Source organism: Neglectibacter caecimuris, assembly GCF_034335015.1.
GTDB classification, from domain to species: Bacteria; Bacillota; Clostridia; order Oscillospirales; family Acutalibacteraceae; genus Acutalibacter; species Acutalibacter caecimuris_A.
This window is the reverse complement of the sequence record NZ_JAWXXK010000004.1, coordinates 227,196-242,973: the sequence shown is the minus strand read 5'-3', so window position 1 is coordinate 242,973 and position 15,778 is coordinate 227,196. Positions and strand designations below refer to the sequence as shown.

Sequence of the window (15,778 nt, the reverse complement as noted above, 5' to 3'; positions counted from 1 at the left end):
GGAGGATTTTTCTTGTCTGATGTTACCTTGCTGCGCCAGGCCGAAGCTCTGATAGAAGGAGAGCGAAGGCTGATCCCCAATCTCGCAAACCTTTCCGCCCTGTTATGGGAAAGACTGGAAACTATCAACTGGGTCGGCTTCTACCTGATGGAAGAGGGAAAGCTTTTGCTGGGGCCTTTTCAGGGAAAGCCTGCCTGCATTCACATCCCTCTGGGAAAGGGCGTCTGCGGTACTGCCGCGGCGGAAAGAAAAACACTTCTGGTGCCGGAGGTGCATGAATTTTCCGGCCACATTGCCTGTGACAGCGCCAGCCGCTCCGAACTGGTGGTTCCCTTGCTGGAGCCTTCTAAAAAGGTTTTAGGGGTCCTGGACATCGACAGCCCTCTCCCCTCCCGTTTTACGGAAGAAGACGCCAGAGCTATGGAGAAGCTGGCTGATTTCATCGTTTCGGCTTGCGATTGGAGTAGTGGCTTACAATGAAGAAATTTTTTCGCTCTCTGTTTGCCGGTTTTCCGATTATTTTGCTTTTGTGGGCGTTTCCTATGCAGGCCTCAGCTAACGCCGCGGAGCCACCCTGTTTTACGGTGGTTGTCAACAACGCGCCAAAAGAGTTGAAGCTCTCTGTAGAGTATGCGGACGGGAACGACTGTGAGCTTCTGGAGCTGGGCCCACAAGACAGCCGCGTCTGGGAACGCTACTACAGATTTTTCTTGATACACAACGAAGCTTCAGAACTCAATTTACAAAAAATGCGGCTTCGTGTGGAGTTTGAAAGCACAAGCTTTACTTGCGCTTTTCCTCAGGAATGCACCCGACTTTACAATGGCCTGATCATCCTAAACTTGAAACAGCGCACTCTAAGTACGAAAGCCTCTGCTTTACGCACTTTTCTTCTGGTATCACTTCGTATTTTGCTGACTCTTCTCATTGAAGGACTGGTATTTTTTCTGTTTGGTTACCGAAAAAAAGGCAGTTGGCTTTTGTTTGTTCTTACAAATTTGGTCACACAATTGGGCCTTAATTTTCTTATTCTCGTCGGTGCTTCCTCTGCGGACCCCTCTTCCCATTCTTTCCTGATTTTCTTCTTACTTGTCAGTGAAGTGTTGATTTTTCTGACTGAACTTCTTGTTTTTACGATCAGATTGCGGGAACGCTCTAAAGGGCGTGCCGCACTTTGTGCTTTGGCCGCCAATACCGCCAGCTTGCTTTTGGGCAGTCTATGCCTGATGTATCTTCCATTCTAGGCCGAAAAACTCTCTCCAGCGCAAGCAGCACTCCCGAATACATGCGGCAGGGAAAATTTCATAGAATTTATTTCTGATTTTCAGTCGTTTTCTTTTGCCTGATAGCAACACCCCTTGAAGTAGATAACACACTACTTCAAGGGGTGCCTATTGTTTAGCGTTCAGCAATTTCAGTTTTTTGGCATTCAGTATGATCACTCTGATTTTTCAGCAGGATATCTCTATATCCCGCGGTAATGTTTTTATACCAACGGGAAAAAGAGTGGAACAAAAACCATAATACCAAGATAGCCTACTAAAGAAAGGAGCCAACCATATTTTAGATAGTCAGAAAACTCGTATCCAGCTACCTGCGTCATGGTAATCTGGGCAGCAGCCAGAGGCGTACAACAGGCAATACTGGCTGCTAAAGTGATGCCTACACAGAATGGCATATAAGAAAAACCGTACTGTTCACACAGAGAAAACGCCACTGGAAGCACAATAATAAGCGCGGTAGAATTTGTAATAAACTGACTGATCAACAGGGTCAACAAAGTCAGCACCGCAAAGATCAGTAATGGCGAGGCTACTTTTCCCAAAGCTAAAGATGCTGTCTGTTCAATCAACTCTCCAGACCCTGCCACGGTCAACCCCTCGGCAAGGCCCAGACAAGTAGCCAGAAACACCACCGACTCCCAATGCAGCTTTTTAACGATATCTCTCATGTGGCAGCAACCGGTAAGAACACACAGCATAGCGGCACACATAGCGGTTTCCGCAGTGGGCAACAGAGAAAACGCATAAGAAATTATCATCAAGATAATGATGACAAACATGATCGTCAGTTTTTTCTTGTTCACACCGTTTTCCTGCGCCTTGCTGTGCTCATTCTCGTCAAGACCCATATTCACTTCCGGACGCTGGCCCCATACTCTCTTACTGTTCCGATATCCCCAAGTAAGGGCAAAAATCAGAAATAATGCGAACAGGCACAGTCCCGGCCCTGTCAGTGTCCACATACCCATTTCTTTTCCTACCATCTGGCTCATCAGTCCATTAGCCGTAAGCTGAGGGGTACAGCCCACAAGAGTACTGGCTCCGCCAAACATGATGGCACAAGAAATGGGCAGGGTCAAATTACGCCGTTTCATGCTCTCTGAACTAGTACAGACGCTGTCGATAATAGGAATATAGGCGGAAAGGATAGCGGTATTGGCCAGAAACATGGAAGCCAACCCTGTCACTACACAGCTTACCGCAAGAAAGATCCATTCATTTCCTCTGGACCAGCGAATAATGGCTTTCCCTATGACTTGAGCGGCGCCGGTCTGAAACATGGCAATACCCACAATCATAGTGCTGGCCATCAGCAGCACTATGCTGCTGGAAAAGCCGGAAAATACTTCCTGAAAGCTGGCTACCCGCGTCAGTACCATAAGCAGGCACCCCAAGCAGCCTGTGACCGCCAAAGGAAGCCGCTCGGTAAGGAAAAGAACAACACATATTCCTAAGATGATAAGACCCAAAACATCTGGTTGCATTTCATGACCCCACAAAAAGGAACCATGTCTGCCTTCCTCCGACAAGAAAAGAATCTGCCGGGGCGAAAACAGGCATGGTCAAATTCGCCTTTTAGAAAGTAAGAATGTGGAAACGAAGCTTAAACGATAGTCCAGCCGCCGTCTACCAGCAAAAGCTGTCCGGTAACATAGCTGGAAGCATCGGAAGCCAAATACAGCATGGCTCCGTTTAACTCACCGGGATTACCACGCCGGCCCATGGGACAGTTGTTCTTAATGGAGTTTTCGTATTTATCGTCAGCCACCTTATCGGACATCTCACTGGCAAAGTAGCCGGGGCCCAGAGTGTTAACGGTAATGCCGCTCTTAGCCCATTCCGCAGCCAGAGCCTTCGTCATCATATATACGGCACCCTTTGCGGTGGAATAGCCGGAACGGGGCACCCCATTCATAGTAACCTGACAATGGAAAGAACCAATATTGATAATCTTGCCATAGTTTTGCTTCAGCATGACCTTCCCCACCTCACGGGCAAAGTAGAACACGCCGTTTACGTTTGTATTGATCACACGCTCCCATATCTCGTCGGTAGTGTCCACAACAGGAGTGGCAAAACCGGCAGCCGCATTATTGATCAGAATATCAATGCGTCCGAATTCTTTTTCAGCCGTTTCTACAGCATTTTTGATTTGCTGTGTGTCCGTAACATCACAAGGCACCACTACACATTTTACGCCGTAAGCTTCTACTTCCTTCTTCACTTCTTCCAGCTTTTCCACGCGGCGGGCCACAATAGCAACGTTGGCCCCCTGCTCTGCCAAACAGATCGCAAACTGTCTTCCCAGTCCGGAAGAAGCACCGGTGACGATTGCGTTTTTGCCGCTAACATCCAAATAATTTTTCATCTTGGCACACTCCTTCTAAAAAACTGATGCAATGATAAAACGAAAAGTTCGTAATATGATCTTTGCGGATATCCAGCCATTTATCCCGGCGTATAGCCCATTGCTTCGATTTGCTTTTTGCTGCTGTGATTGGAAAGGAAATACAGAACGGCCACCAATACCATCAATGCCGCAAAAATAATCCAGGCTATGAGATAGCTGCCGGTAATATCAAAAATAAAGGAAGCTATTGTAGGGCCAATGATCTGTCCTACATTACCGGCCATGTTCATCCATCCGCTCATAACGCCATACTCTTTATCTCCGAAGTTGTATGTAATGATCAGGAAAGGAATAACAGAAGGAACAGCTCCGCCAATCATATATAGCGGAATCATTACAGTTGAGAAAGTCATATTAGTCGCAGCCAACGCCAAACAGACAAACACCCCCGCATAGAACAGCGGCGCAATCACTGAGGTGCGCTTGATATGCAGTACATCTGTCAATACGCCCAGCAAGAATTTGCCTAACACCAAAGTACCCAGAGCGCCCGCATAAATTACGGCGGCGTTATCCCCGTTACCGGTCAAGTCAGTAAAGTACGCTTTGCAGTGATACGAAAATGCCGAAGCACCGATCATGGTAACAAGACCGGCGATCCACATTAGCCACCACCGGGTAGTTTTCAAAGCCTGCTTACCAGTAATACCGGCTTTTTGTGCCGGAACCTCATTCCCTGCCGCTTCTTTTTCGCCCAGTACCGGATCGCCGATACGAGTTTCAAAGCCCTTATCGCTGGGCATGCTGACCACCAAAAGAGCAATAGGGATCATCAGGGCATTAATGCCAGCCATCGCCAGATAACCAGTACGCCAACCAGTGGAGGTGATAATGCCGTTAATAATATTGATCCACACCAAAGCACCCGCACCGCTGCCAAGCATAGCAATGGACATAGCCGTTCCCTTGATTTTGGGACCAAACCAGTTACTTACCATAATCGTAGCAGGCAAATTGGTAGCACCGGCCCAACCAATACCTTGGAGAGCCGCCAAAACATAAAGCTGCCACAAAGAAGTAACACGAGACATCAGCACATAACAAATACTGGTTAAAGCTACACAAGCGACCAGTACCCATTTTACCGGATACTTTTTATAAATTTTTCCAATCACGATGGAACAAAGCAGCATCGTCAGGGTCATAAGCGTATTTGTCTGAGTATACGCAGTACGTGTGATACCTAATTCTTCTGTGACTGGAGTTAAGAACAGCGGCGCACAGTTCACCTTAATAACATAACAGATGAACATAGGCATAAACGCACATATCAGCATAATCCAGCCGTAATAGAACCTGCCATCGACCTTAAAAATGTTTTTTTTCAAGGTAAACATCCCTCTCGAAAAATTTTGATAACTGATGGAACAAGATAAATCGGTTCTTAACTTTTTATCACCTCCTCAAATTTTTTATAAAAGCAGCGTTAATTTGGAAAACGCCACTTTTCATTGCTTATGATAGCTTCGCTTCTCACACAGAAAAGCGATCAGTAATACCAAGAGAGAAAAAACAAAAGTGGCTACATTTTGAAATGTTTTTGCCTGATACAAAAATACACTTCTTACAGCTGCGCTTTCCTCACTCAGTTCTCTTATCAGTCAATACTGTGCCCGCACGTTTTTTACGGCATGCATCATAAATGCATGCCGTAAATTCCGTTTCTATAATAAAACTACTTACCGCTCAAATACTCGTCAATAGACTTGGCGGCCAGCTTGCCGGCGCCCATGGCGGAAATTACGGTAGCGGCCCCGGTTACGGCGTCGCCGCCGGCATATACGCCCTCGCGGCTGGTCAGACCGGTATCCTCATTGATAATAATGCCGCCCCACTTCTGGGTCTCCAGACCCTTGGTGGTAGACTTGATCAGCGGGTTGGGAGAGGTGCCGATGGACATAACAACGGTATCCACGTCCAGGACAAACTCGCTGCCCTCTACGGGAATGGGACGGCGACGGCCCTTTTCATCAGGCTCACCCAGCTCCATCTTGATACACTTCATGCCGGTTACGAAGCCATTTTTAGGATCACGCCGGTCATCGGGATTTTCATAGCCCAGGATCTCTACCGGGTTATTGAGTACGCGGAAATCGATGCCCTCTTCCATGGCATGCTCCACCTCTTCCTTACGGGCGGGGAGCTCCTCCAGAGAACGGCGATATACGATATAAACCTTTTCAGCACCCAAACGAAGCGCAGTTCTGGCAGCGTCCATGGCCACATTTCCGCCGCCTACCACGGCAACTTTGCCGCCCTTCATAATGGGGGTAACAGGATCGTCCAGATAGGACTTCATCAAATTGCTGCGGGTCAGGAATTCGTTGGCGGAATACACTCCCTTTAAGGACTCGCCGGGGATATTCATAAAATTGGGCAGACCGGCGCCGGAGCCGATAAATACGGCTTCATACCCCTGCTCAAACAGCTCATCGACCGTCAGCGTCTTGCCGATGACGATATTGGTCTCCATGTCCACGCCCATCGCCACCAGGTTATCCACTTCCTGCTGCACAATGGCCTTGGGCAGACGGAACTCCGGAATACCGTAAACCAGTACGCCGCCGGCGGTATGTAAGGCTTCAAACACAGTGACTTTATAGCCCTTCTTGGCAAGATCACCCGCACAGGTCAGGCCGGAGGGACCGGAGCCTACAATAGCCACCTTGTGGCCGTTGGAAGGAACAGGCTGGGGCTTTTCTGTAGCGTGGGCATTGTGCCAATCTGCCACAAAGCGCTCCAAACGGCCAATGCCGACAGGCTCGCCTTTAATGCCACGAACACACTTGCTTTCGCACTGGGTCTCCTGGGGGCATACGCGGCCGCAAACGGCAGGCAAACTGGAAGTGATATTGATGATCTGATAAGCGCCCTCAAAATCCCCTTCCTTGATCTTCGCGATAAATTCAGGAATATGAATATTGACGGGGCAGCCGGTTACGCAAGGCATATTTTTGCAGTTTAAGCACCGCATGGCCTCATCAATGGCAACCTCTTCAGAATAGCCTGTAGCGACCTCCTGGAAGTTATGCGCACGAACCGCCGCCTCCTGAGTGGGCATGGGGTTCTTCTTCGGGTTCATATTGGCTGGCATTTCTAGCATCTTCCTTTCCTTGGGCTGGGAGCTTTTCGGCACATTTCGCCTCCCCCCCTACAGCCCAAATGCTGTTTTCAGTTTTTATTTCTTAAAGAGATTGCAGGTTTCCTCGTAGGCATGCCGCTCAAAATCGTGATACATGGCACCTCTGGACATGGCCTCGTCAAAATCTACCTCGTAGCCGTTGAAATCGGGACCGTCTACACAGGCGAATTTCGTTACCTTCTTGCCATCCTGGTTCAGGGTCAGGCGGCAGCCGCCGCACATGCCGGTGCCATCGATCATAATGGGGTTCATAGACACTGTGCAGGGAATTCCGGTAGGCTTTGTAGCGGCCACAACAAATTTCATCATGATCAGCGGCCCAATGGTGATCACCTGATCAAAGGTTTCCCCAGCGCCGAACATTTCGTTCAGAGGAACGCACACATTGCCTTCTCTGCCGTAGGAGCCGTCGTCCGTCATGACAAACAGGCGGCTGGAAGCGGCGCGGAACTCGTCCTCCAAAATGAGCAGGTCCTTGGAGCGGAAGCCGATCACAGAGGTCACGTCACAGCCCAGCTCGTGCAGCTTCTGCGCGATGGGCAGGGCAATAGCACAGCCCACGCCACCGCCGACGATGCAGACCTTTTTCAGGCCCTCGGTATGGGTGGCGACGCCCAGCGGGCCGACAAAGTCATGCAGAGAATCGCCCTCTTCCAAGTGATTCAGCTTTTCCGTGGTAGCGCCGACGATCTGGAAAATGATCGTAACAGTGCCCTTCTCACGGTCGTAGCCGGCCACGGTAAGAGGAATACGCTCCCCCGCTTCATCCACACGCAGGATGATAAACTGGCCGGGCTCCGCTTTGGCAGCAACGAAGGGAGCTTCGATCTCCATCTTTGTCACTGTGGGATTTAATTCTTTTTTGCTTACGATTTTGTACATAGCACTTACTCCTTATCAGGAACTTGATTGTAAAATATTATACCGCAGTTTTTACTCAGGGTCAAACGGTAATTCACAAAAAACAAAAAAATATCAAATTTTTTTCTGATACAGAGAAATTCTTTACAGAAATCCTATTTTTCCTATCATTGCAAAACCGCCGGGGCATTGCCCCGGCGGCCATACTATTAACTGTTTTTAGAAATCAACTTCCGTATCGTAATAGCAGCACTTCAGCAGCTCCTCCATCTCCTTCTGGCTGGGCTGGCGGGGATTGGAGCCGGTACAGGCATCTCCAATGGCGTTCTTGGCGATCTCAGGCAGCCTCTCCAAGAACACTTCTTCCGGCACAAAGCCATTTTCAGCAGGATAGCTGTCTGCTCCGTAATTTTTGATGCAGTGCGGGATCTTCAGATCGTCATTCATGCCGCGAAGGTATCTGATCAGCAGCGTTACCTTTTCTTCTTCGCTGGAGCCGCCCAGGCCCATGGAATCGGCGATCTCGCCATAGCGCTTTTTCGCTTCGGGATCTTTGGCGTTAAAGGCAATGACCTTCGGCAGATACATGGCGTTGGCAGCGCCGTGAATAATGTGAGCGCCATAGTCGGCAAAGGCGGCGCCGGTTTTGTGCGCCATGGAATGAACGATACCCAGCAGCGCGTTGGAGAAAGCCATACCGGCCAGGCACTGGGCATTGTGCATACTGTCACGCTTTGCCATATCACCATGATAGGAATCCACCAGATCCTTCTGGATCATTTTAATGGAATGAAGCGCCAGAGGATCTGTATAATCACAATGGGCGGTAGAAACATAGGCCTCAATAGAATGCGTCATGGCGTCCATACCGGTATGGGCAACCAGCTTTTGCGGCATGGTTTCCGCCAGATCAGGATCGACAATGGCTACATCGGGTGTGATCTCAAAATCTGCAATGGGGTACTTGATCCCTTTCTGATAATCGGTGATAATGGAGAAGGCCGTCACCTCAGTAGCTGTACCGGAGGTGGAAGAAACAGCGCAGAAATGAGCTTTTTTCCGAAGCTTCGGCAGCCCAAATACCTTGCACATATCTTCAAAAGTCACCTCAGGATACTCATATTTGATCCACATGGCTTTTGCCGCGTCAATGGGAGAGCCGCCGCCCATGGCAATGATCCAGTCCGGCTGGAACTTCAGCATGGCATTGGCCCCCTTCATGACAGTCTCCACAGAAGGATCGGCCTCAATTCCCTCAAAAAGCTCGACCTCCATGCCGGCTTCCTTTAAGTAAGAAACAGCTTTATCCAAAAAGCCAAAGCGCTTCATAGAACCGCCGCCAACGCAGATGATCGCACGCTTGCCTTCCAACGTTTTCAGGGCTTCTAAAGCGCCCTTTCCATGATACAGATCTCTGGGTAGTGTAAACCGTGCCATACTACAGCTCTCCTTTGTAAAATATTTTTTCAGCAGCTTCTGCTGAGCAAAACTTTATAATGCAAGTATAACGTTTTCCATTCCGAAAGTGAAATATGAATCTCTATATAGCAGGAGCGTTTCTTCCTCAAAAACACCACTTTTTCACTTTTCTTTTCTTATCCACTTTTCGCCGGTCAAGCGAATATCAAAAAAGCTCTTCTTATGAATTTTAGAATCTCGTTAAATTCATAACGAGCTCAGTGTTTGTCAACAATTTAACATTCTTAAGTTTTTCGTTTTAATATTCCTTTCAAAAATTAATTTTTGAAGAATGGGAAAATTCGATTTTAAAAGCAGTCCACAAAATGATGAAAACTGCCATATCAATTTTGATATGGCAGTTTTCATCATCAGTTTTATAGTTCAAGATTTTGGCAGTTTTCTGCCGCGAAGCGCTTGTACAAACTTTCGGGCGGTATCCGTAAAACGGTATTTTTCAGAATAAAGCAGCGCTTCCTGAAAACGTTCCTTCCGGAAAGCACAGCCGCGTTGAACAAGGCCGTACCTATCCAAGATTTCTTTTTGCACCGGCGCTGTCCACATATAGGAATATCCCGCCTGCTGGAGAATAGAAAACTGTTCCCCGCTGTCACAGAAAAGACTTTTCCCCGATAAATCAGTCTTTTTTTTCTCCGTGTTTGCCTTTTCCAGAAAAGGCAAACACGGATCCTCGCAGAAAATTTCCAAATAGCCTTTCAGATCATTGGAAGAGATTTCCTGTTTTTTGGCCAAAGGGTGACGATAGGAAAAAAGAAGCACCTGCCGGTACTCCCAAAGCGGCTCACTTTTTATCTGCCGCTCCTTCAAAAAATCTGCCAGCCTTTTCTCCGCAGAGCAGGGATAGCGTATTACGCCTAAATGACATTCAGCCTCAACCAGCATACGAATCGCTTCAAAGGTGCTCGTTCCCTGGAGCTTTATTTCCAGTGCGTTTTCCTTTTCCAAGCTTTCCAAAAAGCTGGAAAGCCCTGCCGGAATAGCGCTTCCCCTGGGAATTGCGATTTTTAAGCACCTCTTCCCTTTTCCGGAAAACAGGAGCTCCATTTCCTCCAGCTGCTCCAAAATGGACTCTGCGTATTCCAAGAAAACTTCCCCCTTCGCAGTGGGGATCACGCCCTTGCTGCTTCTTTTGAAGATAGGAAATCCCAGGTCATCTTCCACTTCTTTAATAATGCGGCTTAAATTTGGCTGGGCCATATACAAATTTTCCGAGGCCTGTGTAATAGAGCCGGTGCGTTCCACCTCTACCATGTATCTGAAAAATTGGGTATTCATCTACTTTAGCCACCCTCTTTTCTGTCCCGCAAATTTCACGGGAACCACGCTGCTTCTCAAACAGCGCGGTATTGCTCCTGAAGCCAGGTTTGTACCTCGGACAGTCCCTGTTCACTGAGGGAAAAAGAAGCCTCCTGCCGTTCCTTGGCCCTTTCAAAGCAAACATCTGTTGTCCATGTATAGGCGATCAGCTTCTCATTTTCCCGGTCCGGATACACGAGATACCGAAGCAGCGCGCCTGTTTTAGGGTCTTTTGTTTTGCTGCCGGTAAAAGTATTGCCTTCTGTAAAAAAAGTCAATTTTTGCAGATCCATCACTTCTGTTTCCATAAAAGCACGCCGCCCCTCACAGTAAAATATACTTAAGGCAACCCCGCGCAAAGATTGTGCGCAAGAAGTTGCGCAAGAGTTAATTTCCGATTAACTCTCCAGATTTTTCGTCAGAGTGCACAGATTGAGTGCAGTCAATCTCGCGATTGACAAGCGAAAGCTGTACGCTATGACGGAAAATATGCAAGCAAATTGTGTACAAAGGCCTCCGGCCGGTCTTTGTGCGGGGTTGCCTTAAATTATATACTAAAGTAAAACATCCTGCAACAAAAATATCAACCGCATACTGTCTTTTCCGTTCGCATAGTTTTGGATAAAGCATTCTGGAAAGGGGTTGCGGTATGGTAATTCACACAGTCAGACCGGGAGATACCGTATGGAGGCTGGCCCGTCAATACGGCGTATCCGCCAGCCGAATCATCAGCGATAACGGCATCAGAAATCCTCAGCAGCTGCCCATAGGACAGGCACTGATCATTCTCATTCCGGAGCTCACATACACCGTACAGCCGGGCGACACCCTGGGAACCATCGCGGCGCGGTTTTCCGTGCCGGAAATCGTACTGCTCCAAAATAACCCCGAATTGATCTTTTCTTCTTATCTCATGGCAGGTCAGACCATTGTGATCCATTTTCAGGAGCCAAAGCGCCGGGAGGTATTCATCAACGGCTACGCCTATCCCTATATCCGCCGGGATATCTTGCTGCGCTCCCTGCCCTATCTCACCTATCTCACGATTTTTGGCTACGGCTTCACCGAAACAGGAGAGCTGATCCCTATTGACGACCAGGCCATGATCAACCTTGCCTATGAATACCGGGCAGCCCCTGTGATGCTGCTTTCCTCCATCACAGAGAACGGCAATTTCAGCGAGCAGAGAGCCAGCCTGCTGTTTCGGGATATTCCCTTACAGGATAAGCTGCTGGATCAGATCGTGGCGGTCATGAAGGAAAAGGGTTATCTGGGGCTGGATATCGATTTTGAGTTTGTCAACCCGGAGGATGCGGGGAATTTCCAAAACTTCCTGCGCCGCTCCATAGAGCGAATGCACGCGGAGGGCTTTTTTGTCAACGTGGACTTGGCCCCCAAATCCTCAGCCGGACAGGCGGGGCTCCTGTACGAATCTCACGATTACGCCGCCATCGGCGCGCTGGCCGATACAGTGCTGCTGATGACCTACGAATGGGGCTATACTTATGGACCGCCCATGGCGGTAGCGCCCTTAAACCAGGTGAGAAGAGTCATCGAATACGGTGTTTCCGCGATCCCTGCGGAAAAGATCCTGATGGGACTGCCGAATTACGGCTATGACTGGATTCTTCCTTTTGAACGGGGGATCACAAGGGCTACTGCCATCGGCAATGAATACGCGGTAGAGATCGCTCAAAGAAACAACGTACCGATCCAATTTGATAACACCGCCTATTCCCCCACCTTTGAATATTTCGGGAACGCAAACCGAAATCATGTGGTTTGGTTTGAAGATGCGCGAAGCGTTGAGGGAAAATTCAACCTGATGGACGAATTTTCCCTGCGCGGCGGCGGATATTGGAACGTGATGCGGCCCTTTGCGCAAAATTGGGCTTTTTTAAGCGCCAGATACTCCATCGGAAAAATCGTTTGACCGCTGCCGCACCGTGCTGGAAAGCTTTGTTTTGGAAAGCCTGCCGTGAAGGTAATCTCTTCCCAAAACGGAATTGTGATTCTGCACGGTATCCACCAAAAACCACAGCAGCACTGCCAAACTCAGCCCGATCTGTAAAAAAGCGCCGAACAGCACGGAGCCGAGCAAATCAGAAATCAAATCAGAAATCAGAGAAAATGCCACGGCGGCCGCCCAGAGGAACCCATACCGCAGCGTCAGCTTTCCCAGCGAGGGAGCATGACCGCTCTCGTCTACCACACAGAGCTTTGTCAACCGTTTTCCCAGGCTTTTCCCTTTCCAAAGCCATTGCAGCAAAATGAAATACAAAAGGTAGGAAACCGCAAACGCATAGCTCTCCAAAAAAACAAATGCCAGCCCTATTCCCACCGGCCAGGAAAGCAGGAAAACAAACAGCAGATCCACACAAAAGGAAAGAAGCCTTCTGGGAAAGGTGACACGCATTCCCTTTTGGTAAGAACGCTCGTCTATTTTCTCCCGGTCCGGCAGGATCTTCAAAAATATGCCTGTAATAAAGTATCCAAGCATGCCGCCCAGGGTATTGCAGAGCAGATCATCCACGTCAAAAAGCCGGTAAGGGCGCGGATAGATTCCATAGAGTCCCGAAAGCTGTGTCAGCTCAAAAAACAAGCTGACACAGAAGCACGCGACCGCCGTGCCCAGCGCTTTTCTGCGAAAATAGTAGCGCAGATAAAATCCCAGCGGGAACAACAAAGCGATATTAAACACAAATTGCAGCGTAAAATTGCTGGTAAGCGCCGGAAACCATGTAGAAGGGGCCGTCAGCAAAAAGTCTGTTTCCCGGGAAAGCTCCCGAAAAAAGCTGAAGGGCAAAAGCTGTGTTGTAGGGGAAGTCAGCTTCGCCACTTCGGCTTTATCCGGCAAAGGCAGGATCACCAGAAAATAGGCGCACATCAGGTACAGTACAAAAGAGTACACCAGGAAAACACGCGGAAAGGTAATGCTCCCGAATTTCCGGTAATGGTGGATCAGAAAGGGCATTGTAATCAACAGTGCGGCCAGTGGAAAAAGCACCAGCGCCTGAAAGATCACCTCAGTATAACCGCTCATTTTTCTCCTCGCTGTTTCGTTGGTATAAGTAGGCGTTTTTTCGCTTTCCTACACGCTTCAGCACGCCCATTGAAAACAACACATTGACTGCCACAGACGCTTTTTTTCCTGAAAATCGGGACGCCTTCGCGTATTCCTTCACAGTAAACTCCTCTGCCAGGTTTTCCGGAAGTAAAGCCAGATAATCTGCCGGCGCGCGCAGCCAGACCTCTCCCAGCAGATCCACAGGCAGCCGTTCAAAACGGGTGGAGCCCCGCTTTCGGTCCTTGCTCCACCCATTTTTCAGCCGGTATTCCTCCAACTCTAAAAGCACCGCGCAAAAGCTGAGTCCCTGCCGCCCCAGCCAAGGCTTGAGCTTATAGAGCTCCGGCAGAATATCCGCCGCGCTGCCTTTCTTGGGGCTTTTTCGCTTTGGGGACGCCGTTCCGTCCTCTTCCAGCCAGGAAAGCCATTTTATTGCCGGAACAGGATAGATCACCGTAACGGGCGCTTCCGGCAGGAAAACCTCCAGTTTTCCCCGCAGGCGATCAAAGCCACGGGTTTGGATCTCGAAGATCCCCTTTTCATTCCGAATGTCGGCAACATAGGAGCCCACTCTGATTTCATGGTGCTCTTCCCTGGGATCGAAATAATGCTTCAGCACCGCGTGAAGGGTCTTTTCTCCCAGGGTACCGATCCCGCGGTTTTGCCGCCCCTCTTCCATTACTTTATGACAGGCCAGCAAAAAAGCTGTTTTATCCATTTTGAGGCCCGCTTTCTTTCTCCGGATCCAGATGAAACAGTCGGGCGAAATTATCGTAGAGGATCATCCGGTTTTCTTCCTCGGTCAGCTCCAGCGCAAAAAAGCGCTCCAGCTCTTTCACGGGATCCCACATGGGAAAATCTGTTCCGAACATGGTGTGTTCCACACCAAAATGCGCAATGCTTTCACAGGCCTGTTCTCTCGTAAGGGCAAAAAGAGAGCTGGAGGTATCTACAAACACGTTTGTTCCCTTTAACGCTCTGCGGGCTTCCTCCCACTCCGTATAGCCGCCGAAATGCGCGGCGATACAGGTAAGCCCCGGCAGCTTCTCCAGCACGTTCATCAGCCTGCGCGGAGAAGAAAAGTCCGTGCGGTTATCTCCCATATGAAACAGGATAGGAAGCTCACGCCGATCTGCTTCCCTGTAAAAGGGCAGCATTTTTTCATCGTCAAGAAAGAATTTCTGAAAATCCGGGTGCAGCTTGATGCCCTTCAGGCCCCGCCGCTGAATATCATCCAGCTCCGCACCGATATCCCCTATCTCCTGGTGCCAAGCGGCAAGTCCGGTAAACTGCGGATATTCCCCGCACTTTTTTTCAATGAATTCATTGATGGACCGTACCTGCTCCACCTTCGTGGCCACAGAGCAAACCAGAAAACGATCGATCCCGGCGGCGCCGCCCCGCTCTGCCAGCACGTGGGGCAAGCCTACGTTCAGCATATCCACATGATAAAAATCGCCCACGGAGGCTGTGGCCTTTTCCGCGATCTTTCCGGGATAAATATGGGCGTGAGTATCCGCGGCACGGTAAGAAATTCCATGATACGTAACGGGCACGCCTATCCCTCCTTTCCGGTCACTTCCCGCTGTGCCTTGGAAAAAACACAGCCGCAATAATTCTGCCGATACAAAGAGTATTCCCTGGAAAGTTCAATGGAACGCTTATAGCCCTCTTTCTTTTTGAAATCGGCTGGCAGATGCGCCACGCCGAACTCCGCTCCGACCTCTTCTCCGATCCGGTTTAGGAGCTCCGCGTTTTTCAACGGACTGATGGAAAGCGTTGTGGTAAAGTAATCAAAACCTTGGGTTTTTGCCTCCTGTGCCGCCCGCCGCAAGCGAAGCCGAAAACAGCGCTCGCAGCGCTCCCCGCCCTCCGGTGCCTGCTCTAAGCCCCGGGCCGCTTCTAAAAAGGCTTCACCCTCATACGCGCAGGGCAGCAGCGTTACAGAGCCCTCCAGAGGCATAGCGGAAAGCAGCCGTTCCAACTCGGTTTTTCGTTTCTCATATTCGGCTTTTGGGCTGATATTGGGGTTATAATAGAGAACAGAAATAGAAAAATAACGAGAAAGGTATTCCAGCACATAGCTGGAACAAGGCGCACAGCATGCATGAAGCAGTAATGACGGGCGCTTACCGCTTTGCCCGATCTCCCGGAGAAGCGTTTCCAGCTCTTTCCCATAGTTTCTTTTCCCTTGGCTCACGGCGTCTGCTCCTTTCTCAGCAAAAACTGCTTTATTTTAG

The 15,778-nt window shown here is 49.3% G+C and carries 15 protein-coding genes; 3 read left to right on the top strand and 12 right to left on the bottom strand.

Annotated features, from left to right (window positions below; translation table 11 throughout):
* The first annotated feature begins 12 nt into the window (after positions 1-12).
* A complete protein-coding gene (locus U8T64_RS07440; RefSeq protein ID WP_322182447.1) occupies positions 13-480 on the top strand; it encodes a GAF domain-containing protein in 468 nt (155 codons plus the stop codon).
* Positions 477-1,244: a hypothetical protein gene (locus tag U8T64_RS07435; protein WP_322182445.1), complete on the top strand. Its 768-nt coding sequence runs from the start codon at positions 477-479 to the stop codon at positions 1,242-1,244. The genes U8T64_RS07440 and U8T64_RS07435 overlap by 4 nt, the downstream gene beginning before the upstream one ends.
* A 242-nt stretch (positions 1,245-1,486) precedes the next feature.
* On the opposite strand, the gene U8T64_RS07430 is transcribed toward U8T64_RS07435, so the two are convergent.
* The 8 genes from U8T64_RS07430 to U8T64_RS07395 form a co-directional block, all read right to left on the bottom strand.
* On the bottom strand, positions 1,487-2,767 hold the full coding sequence (locus U8T64_RS07430) for an SLC13 family permease (protein ID WP_322182443.1): 1,281 nt from the start codon (positions 2,765-2,767) through the stop codon (positions 1,487-1,489).
* 119 nt (positions 2,768-2,886) lie between these two features.
* Positions 2,887-3,651, bottom strand: coding sequence for an SDR family oxidoreductase (locus tag U8T64_RS07425; RefSeq protein WP_322182441.1), 765 nt, complete (start codon positions 3,649-3,651; stop codon positions 2,887-2,889).
* Between the two features lie 80 nt (positions 3,652-3,731).
* Positions 3,732-5,021, bottom strand: coding sequence for an MFS transporter (locus U8T64_RS07420; protein ID WP_322182440.1), 1,290 nt, complete (start codon positions 5,019-5,021; stop codon positions 3,732-3,734).
* A gap of 347 nt (positions 5,022-5,368) precedes the next feature.
* Positions 5,369-6,787 carry an NADPH-dependent glutamate synthase gene (gene gltA / locus U8T64_RS07415; protein ID WP_322182438.1) on the bottom strand — a complete coding sequence of 473 codons (1,419 nt, stop codon included), beginning with the start codon at positions 6,785-6,787 and terminating at the stop codon, positions 5,369-5,371.
* A gap of 84 nt (positions 6,788-6,871) precedes the next feature.
* Positions 6,872-7,717: a sulfide/dihydroorotate dehydrogenase-like FAD/NAD-binding protein gene (locus U8T64_RS07410; protein WP_322182436.1), complete on the bottom strand. Its 846-nt coding sequence runs from the start codon at positions 7,715-7,717 to the stop codon at positions 6,872-6,874.
* Between the two features lie 198 nt (positions 7,718-7,915).
* Complete coding sequence (locus tag U8T64_RS07405; protein ID WP_322182434.1) at positions 7,916-9,133, bottom strand: iron-containing alcohol dehydrogenase; 1,218 nt, start codon at positions 9,131-9,133, stop codon at positions 7,916-7,918.
* A 405-nt stretch (positions 9,134-9,538) separates the two neighbouring features.
* A complete protein-coding gene (locus tag U8T64_RS07400) occupies positions 9,539-10,450 on the bottom strand; it encodes a LysR family transcriptional regulator (RefSeq protein WP_322182432.1) in 912 nt (303 codons plus the stop codon).
* A gap of 56 nt (positions 10,451-10,506) precedes the next feature.
* On the bottom strand, positions 10,507-10,779 hold the full coding sequence (locus U8T64_RS07395) for a hypothetical protein (RefSeq protein ID WP_322182430.1): 273 nt from the start codon (positions 10,777-10,779) through the stop codon (positions 10,507-10,509).
* 341 nt (positions 10,780-11,120) lie between these two features.
* Between U8T64_RS07395 and U8T64_RS07390 the strand changes: the two genes are divergently transcribed.
* On the top strand, positions 11,121-12,404 hold the full coding sequence (locus tag U8T64_RS07390; protein ID WP_322182428.1) for a LysM peptidoglycan-binding domain-containing protein: 1,284 nt from the start codon (positions 11,121-11,123) through the stop codon (positions 12,402-12,404).
* Here U8T64_RS07390 and U8T64_RS07385 read toward each other — a convergent pair.
* From U8T64_RS07385 to U8T64_RS07370, 4 genes are read right to left on the bottom strand one after another with little or no spacing between them, the layout of a single operon-like run.
* Positions 12,369-13,514, bottom strand: coding sequence for a VanZ family protein (locus tag U8T64_RS07385; protein ID WP_322182426.1), 1,146 nt, complete (start codon positions 13,512-13,514; stop codon positions 12,369-12,371). The two genes, U8T64_RS07390 and U8T64_RS07385, sit on opposite strands and share 36 nt — an antisense overlap.
* The gene (locus U8T64_RS07380) at positions 13,498-14,256 is read right to left on the bottom strand and encodes a DUF8091 domain-containing protein (protein WP_322182424.1); all 759 of its coding nucleotides are present in this window, start codon (positions 14,254-14,256) and stop codon (positions 13,498-13,500) included. Before U8T64_RS07380 ends, U8T64_RS07385 begins: the two co-directional genes overlap by 17 nt.
* Positions 14,249-15,094, bottom strand: coding sequence for an amidohydrolase family protein (locus U8T64_RS07375; RefSeq protein ID WP_322182422.1), 846 nt, complete (start codon positions 15,092-15,094; stop codon positions 14,249-14,251). The genes U8T64_RS07380 and U8T64_RS07375 overlap by 8 nt, the downstream gene beginning before the upstream one ends.
* Before the next feature lie 2 nt (positions 15,095-15,096).
* Positions 15,097-15,738 (bottom strand): epoxyqueuosine reductase QueH, encoded by a 642-nt coding sequence (locus tag U8T64_RS07370; protein ID WP_322182421.1) that lies wholly within the window; start codon positions 15,736-15,738, stop codon positions 15,097-15,099.
* Positions 15,739-15,778: the final 40 nt, after the last annotated feature.

Bases quoted from the DNA above. Each gene is read 5' to 3' on its own strand.
- U8T64_RS07395 (WP_322182430.1), bottom strand. From the start codon at position 10,779: ATGGAAACAGAAGTGATGGATCTGCAAAAATTGACTTTTTTTACAGAA.
- U8T64_RS07425 (WP_322182441.1), bottom strand. From the start codon at position 3,651: ATGAAAAATTATTTGGATGTTAGCGGCAAAAACGCAATCGTCACCGGT.
- U8T64_RS07390 (WP_322182428.1), top strand. From the start codon at position 11,121: ATGGTAATTCACACAGTCAGACCGGGAGATACCGTATGGAGGCTGGCC.
- U8T64_RS07380 (WP_322182424.1), bottom strand. From the start codon at position 14,256: ATGGATAAAACAGCTTTTTTGCTGGCCTGTCATAAAGTAATGGAAGAG.
- U8T64_RS07400 (WP_322182432.1), bottom strand. From the start codon at position 10,450: ATGAATACCCAATTTTTCAGATACATGGTAGAGGTGGAACGCACCGGC.
- U8T64_RS07435 (WP_322182445.1), top strand. From the start codon at position 477: ATGAAGAAATTTTTTCGCTCTCTGTTTGCCGGTTTTCCGATTATTTTG.
- U8T64_RS07405 (WP_322182434.1), bottom strand. From the start codon at position 9,133: ATGGCACGGTTTACACTACCCAGAGATCTGTATCATGGAAAGGGCGCT.
- gltA (WP_322182438.1), bottom strand. From the start codon at position 6,787: ATGCCAGCCAATATGAACCCGAAGAAGAACCCCATGCCCACTCAGGAG.
- U8T64_RS07430 (WP_322182443.1), bottom strand. From the start codon at position 2,767: ATGCAACCAGATGTTTTGGGTCTTATCATCTTAGGAATATGTGTTGTT.
- U8T64_RS07385 (WP_322182426.1), bottom strand. From the start codon at position 13,514: ATGAGCGGTTATACTGAGGTGATCTTTCAGGCGCTGGTGCTTTTTCCA.
- U8T64_RS07410 (WP_322182436.1), bottom strand. From the start codon at position 7,717: ATGTACAAAATCGTAAGCAAAAAAGAATTAAATCCCACAGTGACAAAG.